The organism is Streptomyces sp. NPDC087310 (genome assembly GCF_044744405.1).
Lineage (GTDB): Bacteria > Actinomycetota > Actinomycetes > Streptomycetales > Streptomycetaceae > Streptomyces.
In genome coordinates, this window is sequence record NZ_JBIUYF010000012.1 from 66,027 (window position 1) to 89,283 (window position 23,257).

Annotated in this window: 17 protein-coding genes and 1 pseudogene; 7 read left to right on the top strand and 11 right to left on the bottom strand. The window is 71.2% G+C overall.

Annotated elements, in window-relative coordinates:
* Nucleotides 1–555 precede the first annotated feature (555 nt).
* Nucleotides 556–2,211, bottom strand: a complete 1,656-nt coding sequence (locus ACIO3P_RS35920) for a PucR family transcriptional regulator (protein WP_401855367.1) — start codon at nt 2,209–2,211, stop codon at nt 556–558.
* Between the two features lie 196 nt (nt 2,212–2,407).
* Complete coding sequence (locus ACIO3P_RS35925) at nt 2,408–4,525, bottom strand: ATP-binding protein (RefSeq protein ID WP_401855369.1); 2,118 nt, start codon at nt 4,523–4,525, stop codon at nt 2,408–2,410.
* 376 nt (nt 4,526–4,901) lie between these two features.
* Between ACIO3P_RS35925 and gabT the strand changes: the two genes are divergently transcribed.
* The gene (gabT, locus tag ACIO3P_RS35930; RefSeq protein WP_401855371.1) at nt 4,902–6,236 is read left to right on the top strand and encodes a 4-aminobutyrate--2-oxoglutarate transaminase; all 1,335 of its coding nucleotides are present in this window, start codon (nt 4,902–4,904) and stop codon (nt 6,234–6,236) included.
* A 424-nt stretch (nt 6,237–6,660) separates the two neighbouring features.
* Complete coding sequence (locus ACIO3P_RS35935) at nt 6,661–7,431, top strand: phosphatase PAP2 family protein (protein ID WP_329822996.1); 771 nt, start codon at nt 6,661–6,663, stop codon at nt 7,429–7,431.
* A gap of 35 nt (nt 7,432–7,466) precedes the next feature.
* Here the strand turns inward: ACIO3P_RS35935 and ACIO3P_RS35940 are convergent, their stop codons facing one another.
* From ACIO3P_RS35940 to ACIO3P_RS35970, 7 genes and pseudogenes are all read right to left on the bottom strand, one after another.
* The gene (locus ACIO3P_RS35940) at nt 7,467–7,955 is read right to left on the bottom strand and encodes a hypothetical protein (protein ID WP_329822997.1); all 489 of its coding nucleotides are present in this window, start codon (nt 7,953–7,955) and stop codon (nt 7,467–7,469) included.
* Between the two features lie 146 nt (nt 7,956–8,101).
* Nucleotides 8,102–9,526, bottom strand: a pseudogene (locus tag ACIO3P_RS35945) (NAD(P)/FAD-dependent oxidoreductase).
* A gap of 100 nt (nt 9,527–9,626) precedes the next feature.
* Nucleotides 9,627–10,469, bottom strand: a complete 843-nt coding sequence (locus ACIO3P_RS35950; protein ID WP_401855374.1) for an ABC transporter permease — start codon at nt 10,467–10,469, stop codon at nt 9,627–9,629.
* Nucleotides 10,469–11,404 (bottom strand): ABC transporter permease, encoded by a 936-nt coding sequence (locus ACIO3P_RS35955; protein ID WP_401855377.1) that lies wholly within the window; start codon nt 11,402–11,404, stop codon nt 10,469–10,471. The genes ACIO3P_RS35950 and ACIO3P_RS35955 overlap by 1 nt, the downstream gene beginning before the upstream one ends.
* Nucleotides 11,401–12,720, bottom strand: coding sequence for an ABC transporter ATP-binding protein (locus tag ACIO3P_RS35960; RefSeq protein WP_401855380.1), 1,320 nt, complete (start codon nt 12,718–12,720; stop codon nt 11,401–11,403). Before ACIO3P_RS35960 ends, ACIO3P_RS35955 begins: the two co-directional genes overlap by 4 nt.
* A 219-nt stretch (nt 12,721–12,939) precedes the next feature.
* Nucleotides 12,940–14,187: a spermidine/putrescine ABC transporter substrate-binding protein gene (locus tag ACIO3P_RS35965; RefSeq protein ID WP_401855446.1), complete on the bottom strand. Its 1,248-nt coding sequence runs from the start codon at nt 14,185–14,187 to the stop codon at nt 12,940–12,942.
* A 146-nt stretch (nt 14,188–14,333) separates the two neighbouring features.
* A complete protein-coding gene (locus ACIO3P_RS35970; protein ID WP_401855382.1) occupies nt 14,334–15,869 on the bottom strand; it encodes a gamma-aminobutyraldehyde dehydrogenase in 1,536 nt (511 codons plus the stop codon).
* Nucleotides 15,870–16,097: 228 nt separating this feature from the next.
* Here ACIO3P_RS35970 and ACIO3P_RS35975 point away from each other — a divergent pair, with 228 nt between their 5' ends.
* A complete protein-coding gene (locus ACIO3P_RS35975) occupies nt 16,098–16,670 on the top strand; it encodes an NADAR family protein (RefSeq protein ID WP_329823086.1) in 573 nt (190 codons plus the stop codon).
* 14 nt (nt 16,671–16,684) lie between these two features.
* Here ACIO3P_RS35975 and ACIO3P_RS35980 read toward each other — a convergent pair whose 3' ends face one another.
* On the bottom strand, nt 16,685–17,464 hold the full coding sequence (locus ACIO3P_RS35980) for a DUF4190 domain-containing protein (protein ID WP_401855385.1): 780 nt from the start codon (nt 17,462–17,464) through the stop codon (nt 16,685–16,687).
* 191 nt (nt 17,465–17,655) lie between these two features.
* On the opposite strand from ACIO3P_RS35980, the gene ACIO3P_RS35985 reads away from it, so the two are divergent.
* Nucleotides 17,656–18,681 (top strand): adenosine deaminase, encoded by a 1,026-nt coding sequence (locus tag ACIO3P_RS35985; protein ID WP_401855386.1) that lies wholly within the window; start codon nt 17,656–17,658, stop codon nt 18,679–18,681.
* 2 nt (nt 18,682–18,683) lie between these two features.
* Nucleotides 18,684–19,502 carry a glycerophosphodiester phosphodiesterase gene (locus ACIO3P_RS35990; protein ID WP_401855449.1) on the top strand — a complete coding sequence of 273 codons (819 nt, stop codon included), beginning with the start codon at nt 18,684–18,686 and terminating at the stop codon, nt 19,500–19,502.
* Nucleotides 19,503–19,608: 106 nt separating this feature from the next.
* On the opposite strand, the gene ACIO3P_RS35995 is transcribed toward ACIO3P_RS35990, so the two are convergent.
* Nucleotides 19,609–21,048 (bottom strand): gamma-aminobutyraldehyde dehydrogenase, encoded by a 1,440-nt coding sequence (locus tag ACIO3P_RS35995; protein ID WP_329823005.1) that lies wholly within the window; start codon nt 21,046–21,048, stop codon nt 19,609–19,611.
* 326 nt (nt 21,049–21,374) lie between these two features.
* Here ACIO3P_RS35995 and ACIO3P_RS36000 point away from each other — a divergent pair, with 326 nt between their 5' ends.
* Both ACIO3P_RS36000 and ACIO3P_RS36005 read left to right on the top strand, forming a co-directional pair.
* Nucleotides 21,375–21,815, top strand: a complete 441-nt coding sequence (locus ACIO3P_RS36000; RefSeq protein WP_329823088.1) for an Lrp/AsnC family transcriptional regulator — start codon at nt 21,375–21,377, stop codon at nt 21,813–21,815.
* On the top strand, nt 21,800–23,179 hold the full coding sequence (locus tag ACIO3P_RS36005; protein WP_401855389.1) for an aspartate aminotransferase family protein: 1,380 nt from the start codon (nt 21,800–21,802) through the stop codon (nt 23,177–23,179). Before ACIO3P_RS36000 ends, ACIO3P_RS36005 begins: the two co-directional genes overlap by 16 nt.
* The last annotated feature ends 78 nt before the right edge of the window (nt 23,180–23,257 follow it).

The following is a 23,257-nucleotide window of genomic DNA, read 5'->3' on the forward strand; positions in this document are numbered from 1 at the left end:
CATCCCACGGTAGGGGTGCGGAGGCACGAGGCGGATTGTCCGCAGTGGAGTGGTGCGGCCGAGGCTGTGCTACGCAATGTCACACGCGGGGTTCGGACCTAACGAGCTGCTGACGAGGCTGCGTGGGGACGGGGTGGAACGGAACGACTTCCCTGTCGGCAAGACGAACCGCGCGCCTATGAAGGTGCCGCTCTCGCTCCGTGCGCGGCGCGCGGCGTACGGGGCGCACGGTGCGCGGTGCGCTCCGTGCGCGAAGGCTGCGGCCTAAAGGCTGCGACCAGTAGGGCGCGGAGACGGGGCGGCCGCGGCGTACGGGGCAGCGGCGCGCGGCTGCGGCTACAGGGCGGCCGCACGCCGCGGCAGCCCCGTACGGCGCGCACGGCTTCCGGCGACCTGCGTACCGAGACGTGGGCCGTGCGCGCCCCTACGGTGCCCGTCATCTCGGCCGCGGGACGGGCCTGGCCGTGGCTCCGACCGTAGGTACGGTGCCCGCCCGTCCCGGGCGTCGTACCGGCCCCGTACGCCGCCCTCGCTCCCCCGCCCCACCGGTTCCCGCTACTCCCGCGTTTCCCGATCCTCCGGGGCCTCCGGGCCCGAAGGGGCGGGCAGCGTCGGTGACGCCGTGGTCTTCAGCGCCAGCCACAGCTCCATCCGCACGTCCGGGTCGTCCAGCGAACGGCCGAGGATCTCTTCCACCCTGCGCATGCGGTAGCGGAGCGTATGGCGGTGCACGCCCAGGTCCGCCGCCGCCGCGTCCCACTGGCCGTGGCGGGACAGCCAGGCCCGCAGCGACGCGACCAGATCGCCGCGGCCCTTCGCGTCGTGGTCGCGCAACGCCCGCAGCATCCCCTCCGCGAAGGCCCGCACCGCGTCGTCGGCCAACAGGGGCAGGATCGATCCCGCCGCCAGTTCCTCGTGCTCGACGAGCGCCATGCCACGCCGCCGGGCCACCGACAGCGCCTGCTCGGCCTGTTTGTAGGCACCGGCCGTCGCGATCGGCCCCGTCGGCGCGGAGAGGCCGGTGACCACGCCCACTTCCTCCGATTCGAGCCGCGCGTACCCCGCCAGGGAGGTGACCACCGCCCCTCCGTCGGAGGCCACCGCGGCGAGGCGGTGCTCGCCGTCCGGGACCACGAGCACCGCCTCGCCGGCCCGTGAGGCCACCGCCTCGATGGCATCCGTCAGCACCTGGAGCGGATGGTCCGTCTCGGTGCCCCCCTGCGCGGCTGCGGCGCTCCCTGCGCCCGGCGTGGACTCCGCGATCAGCAGCCGGAACGGGGCGTCGAGCAGCCCGCCGTACAGGTCCCCCGCCACGGTCCGCGCGTGGTCCGGCTGCCCGGACAGCAGCATGCGCAGCACGGCGGCGCCCAGCCGCTGCTCGGCCGCCTGGAGGGCTCGTGAACGCTCCGTCGTCAGCGTCAGCAGCGCGACCGCGGAGTGCACCGCGTACCGCTCCGCGGTGCCGAGCGCCGCCCCCGTACCGACCGCGAGGGCGCCGCGGACGCGTCTGCCCGTGCCGAGCGACTGGAGTTCCACGCGGTCCTCGGCGTCCCCGGACGCGTCGCCCGCGTCCGCGCCGCCGACCACCGCGCTCGCGGGCGCGGGGCGCTCGCTCAGCCGCTCGACCTCGCCCGTCAGCCGGGCCGCGCGCCGCGCCGCCCATTCGGGCGCGGCGGCGACGACGGCGCCGGAGGCGTCGTACAGCGCCGCCCAGCCGTCCACGTGCGCCGCGAGCCGCTCCAGCAGCGCCGCGGGCCCCTCGGAGAGCGCCGCGCGGGTCAGCTCGCGCTGGACCTCGAACCCCGCGGTCACAGCGCGGTACTGGTCGGCGGCGAGCGCCGCCGAGACCGCCTTGCTGATGGCGAGGAAGGGGGTACGCCGCGGCACGCCCAGCAGGGGCAGCCCCACGTCGCGCGCCGCGCCGACAAGCGCCTCGGGGATGTCCTCGTAGTTGACGCCTACAGCGAAGCCGAGCCCGGCGATCCCGGCGTCCGCCAGCCGCCGTACGTACCGCCGCATCGCCCCGGCGTCCGCGGCGTCCAGGGTCGTCGCCGTGATGAGCAGCAGTTCGCCGCCCTCCATGTACGGCACGGGGTCGGCCAGCTCACTGGCGTGAACCCAGCGGACGGGCGTGCTCAGCCGGTCCTCCCCCGCGTGCACGGTGAGGTGGAGCGCCGAGTGCTGGACGAGCGAGGCGAGGGTGGGCGGCATGGTGGAACCGTAGGACCTTCGGCAGCGGAGGGGCAGGGCGACGGACGCAGGCCGATCAGGAGGCGGAGCGTTCATCGGGCCCGGTACGGGGCCACACGACCATTTTGCCGTCTTGTAGCAACGGCTTGTCCCGATTCTGCCAGCCTGTACGAAGTGCAGGCGTCCTGATGCCGATGGGCCGCCCCGCCCCGTGCGCTCAGTTCCGCAGGTCGACCAGGAGGGGTGGCGCGTGCTCGCCACTCACCGTCCGCAGCGACAGGACCGCGTGGCCCGCCGGCACCGAATGCGCCAGTTCGGAGGCCGACCAGCGCTCGCGCTCGACCTTCCGTACGGTCACGGCGTCCGTGGTCACGGCCTTGCCGGTGACCAGCTTGCGGAAGGCGTGAATGGCCCGGGTCAGCGGCTGGTCCGCGAAGACGGTGCGCTGCGTGACGTCGCGCGTCTCCACCCACTCGGTGCCCCACGCCTCAGCGAAGCGCTTGCCGTCCCAGGTGGTGATACCGGAGAAGGCCATCCGGCAGCCCACGGCGCCGAGCAGCGCGGTGTGCAACGCCTCGGGCACGTCGTCGAGGGTGCGCAGCGTGAGCACCGCGCCCGCGTTGACCGAACGGAGACGCTGCACGCCGCGCAGGGTCTCGGGGGTGAGGGTGCGCGTCGCGTCGTCCAGGACAAGGCAGGCGAAGAGGGACCGGTCGGCCCGGGTCGCGGCGTTCGCCGTGAACTGGGCGAGGACGATCCTGGCCAGCATCCGCGACGCCTCGGCGTGCCCGCGCTCGGGCAGGTCGATGCGGACGCGCAGCGGGTGCTCCAGCGTGCGCAGGGAGAACGGCCGGGTCCTCCCACTCGTGTCGAAGAAGCCGGCGAAGGCGGGCCGGTCGAGCAGCGCGACCCGGTCGGCGAGCGCCCGCCCCGGGTCCCCGGGCGCGCCGGACTGCCGTTCGCGGGTGTCGAGCTCGCGCCGCATGGCGAGATGCCCCTCGGCGTCCAGGGCCTCCCGCAGTACGGCGAGCGCGGCGGGCTCACCGTCGAGCAGCTCGCGCAGCTCCGGTACGGCGGGCAGTCGGCCGTGCACGGCGCGGAACGGCCCCAGAAGCTGTGCGAGGGCCGTGGAAGCCCGCCGGCTGTCGGTGTCCGCGAGATCGCCCACGAGGCCCTCGGCGAGGACGACAGCGGCCTCGTCGGGGTCGTTCGTGCCGCCGTACAGATCCAGGTCGTACACCGAATCGGGATCACCGAGCCTGACGACCACGTCGTAGGCGCTGTCCGGCCCGAGCTGCGTGCCGGTGGCGCAGACGGCGATGACGGCGGCCTGCCCGGCGAGCGCCTGGAGCGACAGCGACTCGACGACGGGGCGTACCAGGGCGTGCGTCTTCCCGGCACCGGGCGGGCCGACGGCGAGCAGCGAGGTCCCCAGCAGGACCGGGTCCAGCGCCAGCCCCGATCCCCTGCGGGGGTACGGGTTGCGCTCGCCGTCGTGCACGGTGCCGAGCCTGACCTGCCGTACGAGCAGATCGTGCCGGGCGGCCCGGACGGGGAGATCGCGCTTGCCCGAGGGATGGACGCAGGCGCCCGCGCCGTCGCCCCGTACGGCCTCTCCGAAGGCCGTCAGGCGCGAGGGGTCGGCCCGTACGGAGTGCCAGGCGCGGCGGATCCGGGCGTAGTCGACGTCGTTCATCCGCCCGCTCCGTACCTCGGAGGCGAGGCGTACGGCGATGTCGCTCTGCCCCGCGGTCCGCAGCTCGGGCCACTCGGCGAGATCGTCCTCGGGCTCCGGGGACGGCGGGGCGGCCTCCTTGGGAGCCGTACCGGGGCCTCGGCCGACCACGCGCCGCGCCAGTTCGGGCCAGCGGCCGAGTCGGCCGAAGAGGAACAGCATTCCGCCGATGACCAGCGCGTAGTAGACGTCCTGGGCGATCGCGCCTTCGACCGTGCCGATCCACCAGCGGTCCGGTGTGAAGAGGTAGAGCGGCCAGAGCCAGAAGCCGCCCAGGTAGCCGTTCCACAGCAGCGACCAGAGCAGCAGGCCGGCGAGGAGCGAGATCAGCGCCCCGCTGACGAGCTGCCGCAGGGGCGTCAGCTCCGGTTCCTCGGCGGGCCGGGCCCGATGGCCGTACGCCCAGGTTCCCGGCGCGTCCGTGACCCGTGGGACGCGCAGCCACTCCGCCAGGGTCGGGCCGGAGTGCGGCGCATGCCCCGGTGCGGGGGGCGGGGGCGACTCGAACGGCGCTGAGGACGGCATGGGCGGCGGCCCCGCCGGGCGCGGCACGGGGTTGGCGCGTGTGACCCGTGCGTCGTGTGTGCCGTCGCTGTCCATGTGAACTCCTGCCCCCTGCGCAGTCCGTCCTGCCCGCTCTGTACCCGCTCAATGTATGGCCACCGCCGGGCGTTGAGCGGGTGGCCCACCGCCACCGTCCCGCCCACGGGGCGTCGTTGCCCGCTCTTCCGCGCACGGCGCGCCGCGCAGTACGGCGGGCGGCGCACCGCCCCGTACGGCACGAACCCTGTCGCTATGTCCGCCCCGTACGGCGCGAACCCCGTCGCTATGTCCGCCCCGTACGGCGCGAAACCCCGTCGCTATGTCCGCCGCGGACAACGACACGCCCCTCACCACTCCCGATCGGAGCATGCCCGCTTTCCGTTCCCGCCCCTAGCCTGCGGAGAAAGACCCGGAATACCCCCAGGAGCCCCTCATGACCGCCATTCCGCAGGAGCGCCGCGTCGTCACCGACATCCCCGGACCCAAGTCGCGGGAGCTGCAGACCCGCCGTACCGCCGCGGTCGCCGCGGGTGTGGGGTCCGTGCTGCCCGTCTTCGCCGCGCGCGCCGGCGGCGGCATCCTTGAGGATGTGGACGGCAACCGGCTGATCGACTTCGGTTCCGGTATCGCCGTGACCTCGGTCGGCGCCAGCGCCGAGGCCGTCGTACGCCGCGCCACCGCCCAGCTCGCCGACTTCACCCACACCTGTTTCATGGTCACGCCGTACGAGGGGTACGTGGAGGTCTGTGAGCAGCTCGCCGAGCTGACGCCGGGCGACCACCCCAAGAAGTCGGCCCTCTTCAACTCGGGAGCCGAGGCGGTGGAGAACGCCGTCAAGATCGCCCGCGCGCACACCAAGCGCCAGGCGGTCGTCGTGTTCGACCACGGCTATCACGGCCGTACGAACCTCACCATGGCGCTGACCGCCAAGAACATGCCGTACAAGAACGGCTTCGGACCGTTCGCGCCGGAGGTCTACCGGGTACCGGTCGCCTACGGCTACCGCTGGCCCACCGGCCCCGAGAACTGTGGCGCCGAGGCGTCCGCCCAGGCCATCGACCAGATCAGCAAGCAGATCGGCGCGGAGAACGTCGCCGCGATCATCATCGAGCCCGTACTCGGCGAGGGCGGCTTCATCGAGCCGGCGAAGGGCTTCCTGCCCGCCCTCGCGCAGTTCGCCCGGGAGAACGGCATCGTGTTCGTGGCGGACGAGATCCAGTCGGGCTTCTGCCGCACCGGCCAGTGGTTCGCGTGCGAGGACGAGGGCGTCGTCCCCGACTTGATCACCACGGCGAAGGGCATCGCGGGCGGCCTGCCGCTCGCCGCCGTCACCGGCCGCGCCGACATCATGGACGCCGCGCACGCGGGCGGCCTCGGCGGTACGTACGGCGGGAACCCGGTGGCCTGCGCCGCCGCCCTCGGCTCCATCGAGACGATGAAGGAGCTGGACCTCAACGCGAAGGCGCGCCGCATCGAGACGGTCATGAAGGACCGTCTCTCCGCACTGCGGGAGAAGTACGACGTGATCGGCGACGTCCGCGGGCGCGGCGCGATGATCGCGGTCGAGCTGGTGAAGGACCGCGACACCAAGGAGCCGGACCCGCAGTCGACCGCGGCGCTCGCCAAGGCGTGCCACGCCGAGGGGCTGCTGGTCCTCACCTGTGGCACGTACGGCAACGTCCTGCGCTTCCTGCCTCCCCTGGTGATCGGCGAGGAGCTGCTGAACGAGGGCCTGGACATCATCGAGCGGGCGCTCGCCGCTCTCTGAGCCTCCGGTCCGGAGAGCGCCCCTCAAGGCGTCTCCTCACCGCCGGTACGGGCCCTTTGAGCTCCCCTACGCCCCGTTACGCCCCGTTACGCCGCAGCACGGCGCACCGCGGCGCGCTGCGGCGCCGTCGCGGCGTTCCCGCGGCGTGACGGGGCCCGTCACACGGGTGAGGGCCTGTGAAGAAGGTGTGCGAGGGCCATGGCGGGATGGGGTTCCGACTGTTGGAGCCCCCGGCCCTGACGTACGGTTTTGCCAGATGAGAGAAACACCCCGCTCACAGGGAACTGCACAGGGAACTGTGGGCGACACCAATGCGGGGCATCCCCAGCGTCGCCTTGGTCGTGCCTTCGCGCACACCACTGGAGCTTCTGGCTCTGGATCTCCTCACCGATCGGATGGCCGCCCGCCCCAAACCCCCCGGGGCGTGCGGTACACCGGTCCTGACGGCCGCCCCGGAACAACCCCCCCTGTTCCCGGGCGGCCGCCTTTTTTCTCCCCTCGTGCTCGCGCGGCGTTCGCCCTGTGCGCGGCCCTCTTCGCGCTCATCACCTGGCAGACGGCCGCCGGCGGGCCGCTGCGCGCCGCCGACGAACGGTTCGGTCTCGCGCTCGCCGGCAAGGGGCCCGAACCTCTGACGCAGCTCCTCTCCGACCTCGGCGGCATGCCGGTCGCCCTGCCGGTACTGGCCCTCGCACTCGGCGAGGCGCTGCGGCGCGGGCAGCGCCTACGGCCGCTGGGGGCCGCCGTGGCGATGGCCGCCGTCCCCGCCCTGGTCGTACCGCTCAAGATGTGGATCGACCGGCCGGGTCCGCTCACGGACGCGACCGGCTACTACCCGTCAGGTCACACGGCGACGGCGATGGTCGCGTACGGCGGCGCCGCGCTGCTCCTCGCCCCGTACACCGGACGGAACAGGACGTTTCCGGTCGCTGTGCTGCTCACTCTGGCCACGGGCGTGGGCCTCGTACTGCGCGGCTACCACTGGCCACTGGACGTCCTGGGGAGCCTGGCGCTGTGCGGCATGCTGCTCCTTCTTACGGAGGCGGCGATCGGCGGATTCCGCTCACACGAACGCGTACACGAACGCGAGCGTGACCGTGCCGGCGAACACGAACGCGAACACGGCACCCGTTCGCACCGCACCGTGCTCAGCGACGCGGCGGACCCTCCGGCCGATCGGCGACGTTCCGGCTGAGGCGGTGCGAGGCCGGCCGGGGGTCGGCTCACACCTCACTCCCCGACGTCGTCCTCCCAGTCCTCCCGCGCGCCCCCCGCGCGCGCCATCCCCGCCGCCGCCTCGTGCATCGCCAGCTCCAGCAACGCCGCGTCCGTGAGGGTCCCCGCGCCGTCCGGCGGGATCAGCCAGCGCACCCCGCCGCTCGCCCGGCCCGGGTACGGGACGACGATCCAGGTGCCCCGGCCTGCGCCCCGTACCCCCGTACCGATCCAGCGTGCGACCGTCCCCGGTGGTACGAAGAAGCCCATCCGGGCGTCGCCGAAGTCGGCGAGTACCGGGCCCGGGCGGTCGACGAGCCGGGTCAGCACGTCGAGCGTCGGGTAACCGAGGTCGCCCGGCAGGATCAGTACGTCCCAGCGCCTGCCTGCCGGAAGGAGAGCCACCCCGTTCGGGCTGCGCTCCCATTCCCACCGGCAGGCGTCAGGGTCCGGTGCCACCGATGCCAGCCAGTCCACTGCGGCCTTTGCCCCCGAGCCAGTCATCTGCCCGGCCTCCCATCCGTGTTGTTGGACAGTCTGTCCACAAGAGGGAGGGCGGCGGGGCCGATCGATTACGCGGGTTCCGCTCACCATCTTCCGGTGATCTGACTCACAGGTCCTGGTACAGGAGGGGAGAAAGAGGCTCCGGTTCAACTGTCGAAGCCCAGCCCGAGCCGGTCCATCGTCCGCAGCCAGACGTTGCGCCGGCCGTCGTGGGCGTCCGCGCGCGCCAGCGACCATCGGGTGAGGCCGATCCCGGCCCAGGCGACCGGTTCGGGCGGGAACGGCAGTGGTTTGTCGCGGACCATGGCCAGTTCGGTGCGCTCCGTACGCTCCCCCGCGAGGAGGTCGAGCATCACGTCGCCGCCGAAGCGCGTCGCACCGACCCCCAGGCCGGTGTAGCCCGCCGCGTACGCCACCCGGCCGCCGTACGCCGTGCCGAAGAACGCCGCAAACCGTGAACAGGTGTCGATCGCCCCGCCCCACGCGTGGCTGAAGCGCACGCCCTCCAACTGCGGGAAGCAGCGGAAGAAGTGGGCGGCGAGTCTGAGGTACGTCTGCGGCCGCTGCTCCATCTCGGCGCTGAGCCGACCGCCGTACGGGTAGATCGCGTCGTAACCGCCCCACAGGACACGGTGGTCGGCGGTGATCCTGAAGTAGTGGAACTAGTTGGCGCTGTCCCCCAGCCCCTGACGGTTGCGCCAGCCGATCGCGCCCCGTTGCCGCGCCGTCAGCGGCTCCGTCATCAGCGCGTAGTCGTAGACGGGGACGGTGTACGGGCGCGCCCGTCTGACCAGTGACGGGAAGACATTGGTACCGAGCGCGACGCGCCGGGCGAAGATCCGTCCGTACGGGGTACGGACGGCCATTCCGGCGCCGTACCGGGCCAGCGCCAGGCCGCGAGTGTTCTCGTAGATCCGTACGCCCAGTTCCGTGCAGACACGTTTGAGTCCCCAGGCGAGCCGCGCCGGGTCCAGCATGGCGACGCCGCGCCGGTCCCACAGTCCGCCCAGGAAGGTCGGCGAGTCGACCTCGGCGCGCACCGCGTCGCGGTCGAGGAGTTCGAGCCCCTCGCCGCCGCGCCGTGTCCGTTCCTCGTACAGGTCGCGGAGTCCGTCGAGCTGGTACGGCTCCGTGGCGACGTCGAGCTCGCCGGTGCGCTCGAAGGCGCAGTCGATGCCGTACCGGGCGACGGCCGCCTCGATGGCGTCGAGGTTGCGCTCGCCCAGTTCCTCCAGCGTGCGCAGTTCGTCGGGCCAGCGGGTGAGCCCGTTGCCGAAGCCGTGGGTGAGGGAGGCCGCGCAGAAGCCTCCGTTGCGGCCTGAGGCGGCCCAGCCGACCTCCTGGCCCTCGATCAGGACGACGTCGCGCTCCGGGGCCCGCTCCTTGGCGAGGAGGGCGGTCCACAGGCCGCTGTATCCGCCGCCGACGACGAGCAGGTCGCAGCGTTCGTCGCCGGTGAGCGCGGGGCGCGCGGCCGGCCGGTCCGGGGAGTCCAGCCAGTACGGTACGGGGCGCGCGCCGGCGAGGGACGCCGCGGCGGCGGCGCGCACGGCTCCAAGGTCCACGGGCATGTGTTCCGGCTCCTTCTCCGTCGAACTGCTCCGGATGCTGACTGTCGCGGACGGTCGTCGAGTTGGACGCTGCGCGACGCGGACGGCTCAAAGAAGCCGTTCAGGTGGTCGCGGCGGTCTTCTTCCGCCGGTTGCTGACCATGTGGCCGACGACGACCACCAGTACGGCAACGACGAACATTGCCGTCCCGATGACGTTGATCTGCACCGGCGTGCCGCGCTGCGCGGAGCCCCATACGAACATCGGGAAGGTCACGGTCGACCCGGCGTTGAAGTTGGTGATGATGAAATCGTCGAACGAGAGTGCGAAGGCGAGCAGCGCTCCCGCCGCGATACCGGGCGCGGCGATCGGCAGGGTGACCCGTACGAAGGTCTGCACCGGCCCCGCGTAGAGATCGCGCGCCGCTTCTTCGAGACGCGGATCCATGGACATGACGCGCGCCTTGACGGCGGTCACGACAAAGCTGAGGCAGAACATGATGTGGGCGACCAGGACCGTCCAGAAGCCGAGCGGCGCACCCAGGTTGAGGAAGAGCGTCAGCAGCGACGCCGCCATCACGACCTCGGGCATGGCCATCGGCAGGAAGATCAGCGAGTTGATCGGGCCGCGCGCCCGGAAGCGGTAGCGGACCAGCGCGAAGGCGATCATGGTGCCGAGGACGGTCGCGCCGAGCGTCGCCCAGGTGGCGATCCGGAGGGAGAGCGCCAGCGAGCCGCACAGATCGGCGACACCGCACGGATCCTTCCAGGCGTCCAGGGAGAAGCGCTGCCACGTGTAGTTGAAGCGGCCGTTCGGCTTGTTGAAGGAGAAGACCATCACGACGACATTGGGCACGATCATGTAGCCGAGCGTGAGCAACCCCGCGATGACCACCAGGTTGCGCCGTACCCAGCGCGTCACGGCCGTGAGGCCGCCCCTTGGAACACCACTCGTCGGACTCATCAGACCAGGTCCTCCGTCCCTGCTCGGCGGATGTAGACGGTGACCATCAGCAGGACGACCGCCATGAGGATGAAGGAGAGCGCGGCGGCCGTCGGGTAGTCGAGGACGCGCAGGAACTGCGTCTGGATGACGCTGCCGACCATCTTGGTGTCGGTGGAGCCGAGCAGTTCGGCGTTGACGTAGTCGCCGCTCGCGGGGATGAAGGTGAGCAGCGTGCCGGAGACGACGCCGGGCATGGAGAGCGGGAACGTCACCGTGCGGAAGGTCGTCAGTGGTGTGGCGTACAGGTCGCCCGCGGCCTCGTGCAGCCGGCCGTCGATGCGCTCCAGCGACGTGTAGAGCGGCAGGATCATGAAGGGCAGGAAGTTGTACGTCAGACCGCAGACCACCGCCATAGGTGTCGCCAGGACGCGGTCGCCCTCGGTCCAGCCGAGCCAACTGGTCACGTCGAGGACGTGCAGGGCGTCCAGTACGCCGACGACGGTGCCCCCGTCCGCGAGGATCGTCTTCCAGGCGAGCGTACGGATCAGGAAGCTGGTGAAGAACGGCGCGATGACGAGGACCAGGAGGAGATTGCGCCGGCGGCCCGCCTTGAAGGCGATGAGATACGCGAGGGGGTAGCCCAGCAGCAGGCACAGGAGCGTGGCGGTGCCCGCGTACAGCAGGGAGCGGACGAACTGCGGGTAGTACTCCTGGAGCGCGTCCCAGTACGTCCGGAAGTGCCAGGTGACCTTGAAGCCCTCCTCCAGGGAGCCGGTCTGTACGGAGGTCGACGCCTGGTAGACCATCGGCAGCGCGAAGAAGACCAGCAGCCAGAGGATGCCGGGCAGAAGCAGCCAGTACGGGGCGAGGCGCCTGCGCGCGGCGGGCTTGCGCACGGGACGGCCGGGCTCCGCGGCGGGCGGTGTCGTGGGCGGGGCTTGCGTGGCGGTCACGCGCCCTCCTCTCCGGCCTTGCCGACGCGGGCGGGCCCCTGGGCCCGGGCCCGTGCCTCTGCGCGCGCCGTAGCGGCGCCGACGCCGCCTGTGGTGCCTCCTGCGGGAGCGCCGGTCTCGGCGTCGGGGCCCGCGCCGCCGCCGTCGGGGGCCGTGTTGACGCCGGCGTCGCCCGTAGTGCCGGCCAGTGGCGACTGCGCGGCGTCCAGGCCGAAGGTGTGCGCCGGGTTCCAGTGCAGGACGACCTCCGCGCCGGGGGCGAGCCGGCTGTCACGCTCGATGTTCTGCGCGTACACCTCCAGCCCAGGGCAGACGGCGCTCTCGATCACGTACTGCGTGGAGACGCCGATGAAGCGGGAGTCGGCGATCCGGCCGGGTATGCGGTTGCGTCCGCCGGGGATCGACTCCGCGTCGTCCACGTGGGTGAGGGATATCTTCTCGGGGCGCACGCCGACCAGCAGCCTGCCACCGCGCGTCGTCGGCGCGGAACATCGGCCACCGGGGAGAAGGAGCCTGGTACCGCCCGCCGTGACCGCCACGTCGTCGCCCCGTACGTCGGCGATCTCTGCCTCTATGAGGTTGGACGTACCGAGGAAGTTGGCGACGAAGGTGGTGTGCGGTTTCTCGTAGAGGTCGGCGGGGCTGCCGAGCTGTTCGACTCTCCCCGCGTTCATCACCGCGACCGTGTCGGCCATCGTCATGGCCTCCTCCTGGTCGTGGGTGACATGGATGAAGGTGATGCCGACCTCGGTCTGGATGCGCTTCAGCTCCCCCTGCATCTGGCGGCGCAGCTTGAGGTCGAGGGCGCCCAGCGGCTCGTCGAGGAGGAGTACCTGCGGATGGTTGATCAGCGCGCGGGCCACCGCGACGCGCTGCTGCTGGCCGCCGGAGAGCTGATGGGGCTTGCGCCTGGCGTGGTCGCCGAGCTGGACGAGGTCGAGCATGTCACCGACCTGCTTGCGTACGGATCTGATGCCGCGACGGCGCAGTCCGAAGGCGACGTTCTCGTAGATGTCGAGATGCGGGAACAGGGCGTAGCTCTGGAACACGGTGTTGACGGGGCGCTTGTACGGAGGGAGCCCCGTGACGTCCCTGTCGCCCAGGAAGACCGTGCCGGTGGTGGGTTCCTCCAGGCCGGCGATCATCCGCAGGGTGGTGGTCTTGCCGCAGCCCGACGCACCGAGGAGGGCGAAGAAGGACCCCTGCGGCACGGTGAGGTCAAGGGGCCGTACGGCGCGGAAGGAGCCGTACGTCTTGCTGATCCCGGTGAGGCGGACGTCGCCGCCGCCCTGGCTGGTGGATGCGGTCTCTGTCATGGGTCACGGTCCCAGGGAGGAGAGAGGTGGACGGACGGGGCGTACGGGGCGGGGTGCGACGGGGCGCGGTGAGCTACGTACAGAAGGCCGTACGGGGCGCGGGGCGCGGCGTACGGAGCTGGCCGGACCGGCCGCCGGATACTCCGGGGCGCGGGGGTGCTGCGCGGCGTACGGCGCGGGCCGCGGACCACGCACCTACGCACCTACGCACCTACGCACCTACGCACCGATGAGCTTGGCGAACTTCTGCTCGTACGCCGTCTCTTCCTTGGCGCTGAGGGAACGGAAGGCGTGCGAGGCGGCGGCCATCGCGGCGTCCGGGAGGATCAGAGGGTTGTCAGCCATCGACTTGTCGATCTTGGCCAGCTCGGCGCGCACACCGTCGACCGGGCAGACGTAGTTGATGTACGCGGCGAGCCGTGCGGCGACCGGCGGCCGGTAGTAGTGGTCGATGAGCTCCTCGGCGTTGGTCTTGTGCCGCGCCTTGGCCGGGACCAGCAGGTTGTCGCTGGAGAGCATGTAGCCGGCCCGTGGGATGGCGAACCTGATGTCCGGGTTGTCGTTCTGGAGCTGGACGATGTCCCCCGCCCACGCGACGCACGCCGCGATGTCGCCCTTGTCGAGATCCGCGGTGTAGTCGTTGCCGGTGAACCGGCGTATCTGCTTCCTGTCGACGGCCTTCTGGATCCGGGCCAGTGCGGCGTCGAAATCGTCGTCGGTGAAGGCTGCCGGGTCCTTGCCGAGGTCCAGGAGGGTCATCCCGACGGTGTCGCGCATCTCGGAGAGGAAGGCCACCCGCCCCTTGAGCTTTGGATCGTCCAGGAGCTGGGAGACCGAGTCGACCGTGCGCCCGCCGGTCGCCTTGGTGTTGTACGCGATGACGGCGGGGATCCCGGTCCACGGGTACGTGTAGGCGCGGCCCGGGTCCCAGTCGGGCGAGCGGAACGGCGCGGAGAGGTTCGCGAACGCGTGCGGGAGGTGGGACGGGTCGAGTTTCTGCGCCCAGCCGAGCCTGATGATGCGGGCGGCCAGCCAGTCCGTGACGCAGATGAGGTCCCGTCCGGTGTCCTGACCGGCGGCGAGCTGTGGCTGGATCTTGCCGAAGAACTCGACGTTGTCATTGATGTCCGCGGTGTATTTGACCGTGACCCCGGTGCGTTTGGTGAACGCCTCCAGCGTCGGGTAGTGCTTCTCGTCATCACTGACGTCCATGTACTCGGTCCAGTTGGAGAAGACGACGCGCTTCTCCTCGGCCGAGTGGTCGGTGGAGGCGGGCCCTTCCCCCTCCCTCTTCGCGGGCGGGATACCGCAGCCGCCCAGTGCGGCGAGCCCGCCGAGCGTGACGGCGCCGGCGCCGGTGGCGCGCAGTACGGAGCGGCGAGTGAGGGCGCCCCGGCCGCTGGTCATGGTGCGGCGTATCGCGGCCCACTGCGCCCCGGACGGGCGGTCGGGCTCGTACTGCTCCATCTGCTCCATGCACTCTGCCCTTCGGCTGGACGTTGACGATTACGACGGTTCGGGGGCTTCGGGGTTCGAGGGTTCGGGGCTTCGGCGTTTCCGGGAGCGGGTTCCTCCGGGGCGTCGAAGGGGGCGGCCAGGCTTCCTGCGTGGCCTCACGGGTGGCTGTGCTGCCGGTCGCCGAAGACCGTGCGATGCCAGTCCTTCCTGGCCACCGCCGTGTTGTCGTACATCACATGTTTGAGCTGCGTGTACTCGTCGAATGAGTACGCCGACATGTCCTTGCCGAACCCGCTGGCCTTGTAGCCGCCGTGCGGCATCTCGCTGATGATCGGGATGTGGTCGTTGACCCAGACGCAGCCCGCCCTGATCTCGCGGACCGCCCGCCCCGTGCGGTAGACGTCGCGGCTCCAAGTGGAGGCGGCGAGGCCGTACGGGGTGTCGTTGGCGAGCCGCACGCCTTCGTCGTCGGAGTCGAAGGGGAGCACGGCGAGGACGGGCCCGAAGACCTCGGACTGGACGATCTCGCTGTCCTGCGCGGCGTCCGTGATGAGCGTGGGGCGGTAGAAGGCGCCGTTCTTCCAGTCACCCCCTGGGGACTCCCCACCGGTGACGACGCGGGCGTAGCCGCGCGCCCGGTCGACGAAGCCCGCGACGCGGTCGCGGTGGGCGTGCGAGATGAGCGGGCCGAGGTCCGTCGCCTCGTCGAAGGGATCACCGAGGCGGACCGTTGCCATGAGATCGGCGACACCGGCGACGAAGGCGTCGTACAGCGGCCGTTGGACGTAGGCGCGAGTGGCCGCCGTGCAGTCCTGGCCGCCGTTGATGAGCGACGCGGCGACGGCGCCGTGGACGGCGGCCTCCAGGTCCGCGTCGTCGAAGACGAGGAAGGGGGCCTTGCCGCCGAGTTCGAGGTGGAGGCGCTTGACGGGGACGGCGGCGGTGGCGATCGCCGCGACGCGCCTCCCGACGGCGGTGGAGCCGGTGAACGACGTCATGGCGACATCAGGGTGGCCCACAAGGCGCTCGCCCGCGTCGGGGCCCGCCCCGGTGACGATGTTGATCACGCCGTCGGGCACTCCGGCCTCCTGGGCGGCCCGGGCGAACATCAGCGACGTGAAGGGCGTGAGTTCGGCAGGCTTCAGGACGACCGTGTTGCCCGCGGCGACGGCGGGGAGGATCTTCCAGGCGGCCATCTGGAGCGGGTAGTTCCACGGTGCGACGGAGCCGACGACCCCGATCGGCTCGCGGCGTACGGAGGAGGTGTGGTCACCGCTGTACTCACCCGCCGAGGCCCCGTCCAGGCGGCGTGCGGCGCCCGCGAAGAAGGCCGCGTTGTCGACGGTCCCGGGAACGTCGAACTCGGTGGAGAGCTTGATCGGCTTGCCGCACTGCAACGACTCTGCGTACGCGAAGTCGTCCGCCTGAGCGGCGAGGACGTCCGCCAGGCGGTGCAGGGCGTCGGAGCGCCCGCCGGGCGTGGTGCCGGCCCAGCCGGGGAAGGCCGCGTGCGCGGCGGCGACGGCGTCGTCCACGTCAGCGGGACCGGCCAGTTCGTACGCGTGGATGTCCTTGCCGGTCGCCGGGTTCACGACGGTGTGCAGACGTCCCGAGGTGCCCGGCCGCGACCGCCCGCCGATGAACTGCGCGCCCTCCGCGAATCGGTCCCGCACCTGGAAGCGGTTGCCCATGACGCTCTCCGATGTCCCGGCCGACGGCGCCGACCCCTGTGCGAAGTGTTGTTCCGGCTTGGATTGAGTGCCGATCCTGACAGAGAGCATCCACCTCAACAAGGGATTCCGTTGTTGCCTTTTGGTTACGCGACGGAATCGGTGGACGGGGCGGCGCCTCAGGACCGTAGCCGTACGCAGCGCCGACGGGCGCTGTCAGTGGTGGCTGGCAGACTCGCGGGCATGGGGATGAATACGGGGAGTTCCGTACGTACGGCAGCCGAGCTGGTCGAGCGGGCCCAGGGCGGCGAGACGGTCAAGTATCTGCACTTCTGGGGGCACACCCCACGGCGGGACGGCACGCTCGGCACGAGCTGTCTGAGCCAGTGGTGGCCGGCGCCGTTCACGGTCGACGGGGTCGAGTACGCGACGGCCGAGCACTGGATGATGGCGGCCAAGGCCCGGCTCTTCGGGGACGAGGAGGCCGAACGCGCGGCCCTGGGCGCCGCGAATCCGGCGCTCGCCAAGAAGGCGGGACGGCTGGTACGCGAGTTCGACCAGACCGTCTGGGAGCGTGAGCGCTACGGCATCGTGGTGGCGGGCAGCATCCACAAGTTCGGGCAGGACGCGGCGCTGCGCGACTTTCTGCTGACCACGGGTGACCGGGTTCTCGTCGAGGCGAGCCCGATGGACCGGATCTGGGGCATCGGACTCGCCTCGGACGACGAGCGGGCGGCGGACCCCGCACGCTGGCGCGGACTCAACCTGCTGGGCTTCGCCCTCATGGAGGCGCGCGACCAGCTCCGGGTGGACCGGGGGTAACCGCCGGACCGGATCTACCGGCTGGACGCGACGCCGACGACGAGCGAGGTGGCGAACGGGTCCTCGGTGGTCTCCGAGGTCAGCTCCTCCCCCTTTACGACCGCCCAGATCAGGAAGCCGAGGAAAGCCGCGCTGATCAGGGTGCCGATCGCACCGAGGATGATGCCCGCCAGCGCCATCCCCGCGTTGTTCGCCTCGCCCCGCTCAGCGCGCCCGCGGCCCACGAACCCGAAGATCAGCGCCAGGACGCCGAGGATGATGCCGACCCCCCAGAAGCAGAAGGTCACAACGGCGAGGATCCCGAGCACCAGCGCCGTGATCCCCATGCCGTTCGACGGCGCCTGCTGCCACCCGGTCTGGCCGTAACCCTGGTACGGGGCGCTGGGGTAGCCCGGGTAGCCGTAGCCGGCGCCCGCCCCTGCTCCCGTACCGGCCCCGTACGGGGCGCCGGACTGCTGGGCCCCCGGGTAGCCGTACGGTCCCGGGGTCGGCCTCGCAGGGCCACCGGGAGCGGTGGGCGGCGGCGGTACGGCGCCCTCACCGGCGCCCGGCCCCGGCCCCGTACCGCTTCCGATGCCCGCGCCGGAAGCGTGCCCCAACCCACCGGTCGGCATCCCGGTGATCGTCGGCTGGTCGTGCACGCTCCGGGCGGGCTGCTGCGGCGGCGCCTGCGAGCCCTGGGGGGTGTGCGGCTGTGCGGACGACGGCTTGTCCAGCGGCACCTTGCGCTCCGGCGGCGCCCAGGGATCGCTCGGCTCGTAGCCGTCCGACGGCTGCTCGCTCTTGTCTGACATGGGCCTCCCCCACTCGTCATTCCGTCATGCTACGGGCTCGGCTCCGCGCGGAACCGGCCCGGCCTACGATGATCCGTGCCCCGGAAACCGTCCGGCAGGCGGCCCCGCGCGCCGCCCCGTCGAGGCCGCGCTTCCGGCATCCGTACCGCCGGCACCCCGCCCCGTACCGTCCCCTTCCACGGAGGATCACGATGACCGATCCGAGCGCTTTCATCGCCGGTCTGCCCAAGGCCGAGCTCCATGTCCACCATGTCGGCTCCGCGTCGCCGCGCATCGTCGCCGAACTGGCGTCCCGGCACCCGGACTCCAAGGTACCCACCGACCCCGGCGCGCTCGTCGACTTCTTCACCTTCACGGACTTCGCCCACTTCATCGACGTCTACCTCTCGGTCGTCGATCTGATCCGGACCCCGGAGGACGTGCGGCTGCTGACCTTCGAGGTCGCCCGCGACATGGCCCGGCAGAACATCCGCTACGCCGAGCTGACCGTCACACCGTTCAGCTCGACCAACCGCGGCATCCCCGACCATGCCTTCATGGAGGCCATCGAGGACGCGCGGAAGGCCGCCGAGGCCGAACTGGGCGTCGTACTGCGCTGGATCTTCGACATTCCCGGAGAGGCGGGGCTGGAGGCCGCCGAGGAGACCACCCGGCTCGCGGTGGACCTGCGCCCCGAGGGGCTGATCGGCTTCGGACTGGGCGGCCCCGAGATCGGCGTGCCCCGGCCGCAGTTCAAGCCGTACTTCGACCGGGCGATCGCGGCGGGGCTGCGCTCCGTACCACACGCCGGGGAGACGACGGGGCCGGAGACGGTCTGGGACGCGCTGCGCGAACTGCGCGCGGAACGCATCGGCCACGGCACCAGCTCCGTCCAGGACCCGGAGCTGCTGGCGCATCTCGCCCAGCACCGCATCCCTCTGGAGGTGTGCCCCACGTCCAACATCGCCACCCGCGCCGTCGCCGATCTCGACGAGCACCCGATCAAGGCGATGGTCTCGGCGGGCGTACTGGTGACGGTCAACAGCGACGACCCGCCCATGTTCGGCACGGATCTGAACAACGAGTACCGCGTCGCGGCGCGGCTGCTCGGCCTGGACGAGCGCGGTATCGCGGATCTCGCGAAGAACGGGATCGAGGCATCGTTCCTCGACGCGGCCGACAAGAAGCGGCTCGCCGAGGAGATCGACACGTACACCGCCCAGTGGCTCGCGCGCTGACCATGGCCGACGGCGGCGGCGAACGTGGCCACGGAGCCGGTACGGGGCGCGCGGTCGTCGCCGTGGGCCACCGCGGCGACCCCTACCGCGTCCGGGAGAACACCCTCCCGTCGGTCCGTTCCGCGCGGCAACGGGGCGCGGACGCCGTCGAGGTCGACGTACGGCTCACCCGGGACGGCGTACCCGTCCTGCTGCACGACGCGTCGCTGGCGCGGCTCTGGGGCCACGAGCAGCGGCTCGCCGAGGTGACGTACGACGAACTGTGCGAGCTGACGCGCGGCGAGGTACCGACCCTGCGCGCCGTGCTCCTCCCGCCCCCGGACGGGGACCACGGCGGCGTCCTGGTGCCGGGACGGGCCCCGTACGGGGCGGAGGGCCGGTTCATGATCGATCTGCCGGGTGCCACCGCGGCGTCGGTGCGCACCGTAGTCGGCACGGTGCGCGAGTGCGGCGCCGAGGAGCGCGTGTACTACTGCGCCGGCCCGGACACGATGCTCGCCGTCCGCGCCGCCGACGCGCGCGCCGAGATCGCGATGACGTGGACGACGCTGGCACCGCCGCGCCCCGTACTGCTCGCGACGGTGCGGCCACGCTGGCTCAACTACCGCTTCGGGCTGGTCAGCCGTGAGCTGGCCGACCGCAATCACCGGGACGGGCTGCTGGTCTCCGCCTGGACCGTGGACACGCGGCGCAGCATGCGCAGACTGATCGAGCGGGGGGTCGACTCGATCACCACGAACCGAATCGACGTCCTGTCCGGCCTGCTCCGCGGGGCGCCCGGTACGCAGGGCGCCGACCGCGCGGCGGGCCCGCGCGTGTAGCGCCGTACCGTCGCCGCGCTCCCGCCCCGTACGGCGGCGTACGGGGCGGGCCCGTACGCCGCGCCGCGCTCACGGCAGAGGCCGCCAGCCGTCAGCCCGCAGCCCCTCAGCCGTCAAGCGACGTCATCACGTGCTTGATGCGCGTGTAGTCGTCGAAGCCGTACGCCGACAGGTCCTTGCCGTAACCCGACTTCTTGAAGCCTCCGTGCGGCATCTCCGCGACCAGCGGAATGTGCGTGTTGATCCACACGCAGCCGAAGTCCAGCGCCTTCGACATCCGCATCGCCCGCGCGTGGTCCTTCGTCCACACGGACGAGGCGAGCGCGAACTCCACGCCGTTGGCGTACTCCAGGGCCTGGGCCTCGTCCGTGAAGGACTGGACGGTGATGACGGGACCGAACACCTCGTTCTGGATGATCTCGTCGTCCTGCTTGAGTCCGGAGACGACGGTCGGGGCGTAGAAGTAGCCCTTCTCGCCGACCCGGTGACCGCCCGCCTCGACCCGTGCGTGGGCCGGCAGCCGCTCGATGAAGCCGGAGACCTGCTGGAGCTGCCGGGCGTTGTTGAGCGGCCCGTAGAGCACGTCCTCGTCGTCCGGCGCGCCCGTCTTCGTGTCGGCCGCCGCCTTGGCGAGCGCGGTCACGAACTCGTCGTGGATCGACTCGTGGACGAGGACGCGCGTCGCCGCCGTACAGTCCTGCCCCGCGTTGAAGTACCCCGCCACCGCGATGTCCTCGACGGCCTTCGCCAGGTCGACGTCCTCGAAGACGACGACCGGCGCCTTGCCGCCCAGTTCCAGGTGGACCCGCTTGAGGTCCTTGGCCGCCGACTCCGCGACCTGCATGCCGGCCCGTACGGAGCCGGTGATGGAGGCCATCGCGGGCGTCGGGTGCTCGACCATGGCCCGGCCGCTGTCGCGGTCGCCGCAGATGACGTTGAAGACGCCCTTGGGGACGATCGCGCCGATGATCTCCGCCATCAGCACCGTCGACGCGGGGGTGGTGTCCGACGGCTTGAGCACGACGGTGTTACCCGCGGCGAGCGCCGGTGCGAACTTCCACACCGCCATCATCATCGGGTAGTTCCACGGCGCGACCTGCGCGCAGACGCCGACCGGCTCCCGCCGGACGATGGAGGTGAACCCGTCCATGTACTCCCCGGCCGATCGGCCTTCGAGCATCCGGGCGGCGCCCGCGAAGAAGCGGATCTGGTCCACCATCGGCGGGATCTCTTCGGTGCGGGTGAGTTCGATCGGCTTGCCCGTGTTCTCGGACTCGGCGGCGATCAGGTCCTCCGCGCGCTCCTCGAAGGCGTCCGCGATCTTCAGCAGCACCTTCTGGCGCTCGGCCGGAGTGGTGTCCCGCCACGCCGGGAAGGCGGCGGCAGCGGCCTCCATGGCGGCGTCGACATCGGCCTTCCCCGAGAGCGGGGACGTGGCGTACGCGTCGCCCGTGGTCGGGTCGACCACCTCGATGGTCCGCCCGTCAACGGCGTCCCGGAACTCCCCGTTGATGTAGTTACGCAGCCGGCGCAGCTCGGTGGTCACTGCCACCCCTCCCTGTCAGATGTCCGATGGGTGAGACACCCACCCTAATCGCTCGGTCAACGCTTTCAACAGGCCCGACCCCCCGCAACTTCGGATTCGGTGAGATTCGATCCCTTGGACAACGAATTTCATCGATACGGGGTTGCTATACGGACGAGTCCCGGTGCACAGTGAAGTGCGTGGCCAGCCGTAGCACAGACTCCAGAACGCACTCCCAGGCGCAGTCCGAGGCGGACTCGAAGCCGGGGCCCACGCCTGCCTCCAAGGCGCACTCGAAGCACGAGTCCAGGCCGGAGCCCCGGACCGGGAACGGCTCCTCGCCGACGATCGACTCCGTATCGCTCGCGATCATCGAGCAGCTCCAGCAGGACGGACGCCGCCCCTACGCCGCGATCGGCAAGGCGGTCGGCCTCTCCGAGGCGGCCGTACGCCAGCGCGTACAGAAGCTGCTCGACCAGGGCGTGATGCAGATCGTCGCCGTCACCGACCCGCTCACCGTCGGCTTCCGGCGGCAGGCGATGGTCGGCATCAATGTCGAGGGCGACTTGGACACGGTCGCGGACGCGCTGTCGGAGATGGCCGAATGCGAGTACGTGGTGATGACCGCGGGCTCCTTCGACCTGATGGTGGAGATCGTCTGCGAGGACGACGACCACCTGCTCGAAGTGATCAACAAGCGGATCCGCGCGCTCCCCGGCGTGCGCTCCACCGAGAGCTTCGTCTACCTCAAGCTGAAGAAGCAGACCTACATGTGGGGAACCCGATAGCCGTGAGCAAGGACCTCTCCAAGACCGCGTACGACCACCTGTGGATGCACTTCACCCGCATGTCCTCGTACGAGAACGCCCCCGTGCCCACCATCGTGCGCGGCGAGGGCACCTACATCTACGACGCCGAGGGCAAGCGCTACCTGGACGGCCTCTCGGGGCTGTTCGTGGTCAACGCCGGCCACGGCCGCCACGAGTTGGCCGAAGCCGCCTACAAGCAGGGCCAGGAGCTCGGCTTCTTCCCTGTGTGGTCGTACGCCCACCCGAAGGCCGTCGAACTCGCGGAGCGGCTCGCGCACCACGCGCCCGGCGACCTCAACAAGGTCTTCTTCACGACGGGCGGCGGCGAGGCCGTGGAGACCGCCTGGAAGCTCGCCAAGCAGTACTTCAAGTTGACGGGGAAGCCGACCAAGTACAAGGTCGTCTCACGCGCCGTCGCCTACCACGGGACGCCTCAGGGGGCGCTCTCCATCACCGGACTGCCCGCTCTGAAGGCACCGTTCGAGCCGCTGGTCCCGGGCGCGCACAAGGTCCCGAACACGAACATCTACCGCGCGCCGCTGTACGGGGACGATCCGGAGGCGTTCGGCCGCTGGGCGGCCGACCAGATCGAGCAGGAGATCCTCTTCGAGGGGCCGGAGACGGTCGCTGCGGTCTTCCTGGAGCCCGTACAGAACGCCGGTGGCTGTTTCCCCCCGCCGCCCGGCTACTTCCAGCGGGTCCGCGAGATCTGCGACCGGTACGACGTCCTGCTCGTCTCCGACGAGGTCATCTGCGCCTTCGGCCGGCTCGGCACGATGTTCGCGTGCGACAAGTTCGACTACATACCCGACATGATCACCTGCGCCAAGGGCATGACGTCGGGCTACTCCCCGATCGGCGCCTGCATCGTCTCCGACCGGCTCGCCGAGCCGTTCTACCAGGGTGACAACACGTTCCTGCACGGCTATACGTTCGGCGGCCACCCGGTCTCCGCGGCGGTCGGCCTCGCCAACCTCGACATCTTCGAGCGCGAGGGCCTCAACCAGCATGTGCTCGACAACGAGGGCGCGTTCTTCGACACCCTGAAGAAGCTGCACGACCTGCCCATCGTGGGCGACGTACGCGGCAACGGCTACTTCTACGGCATCGAACTGGTGAAGGACAAGACCACCAAGGAGACCTTCACCGACGAGGAGACGGAACGCGTCCTCTACGGCTTCCTCTCCAAGAAGCTGTACGACAGCGGCCTGTACTGCCGCGCCGACGACCGGGGCGACCCGGTGGTGCAGCTCGCGCCGCCGCTGATCTCCGACCAGTCCACGTTCGACGAGATCGAGGGGATCCTCCGGTCCGTGCTCACGGAGGCGTGGACGAAGCTCTGAGCGGACGGCACGCGGCCTGCCCGGGCGGTCAGGTGCCCCGGGGGCCTGCCCGCCGTGATCGGCCCGTACGGCGCCCGA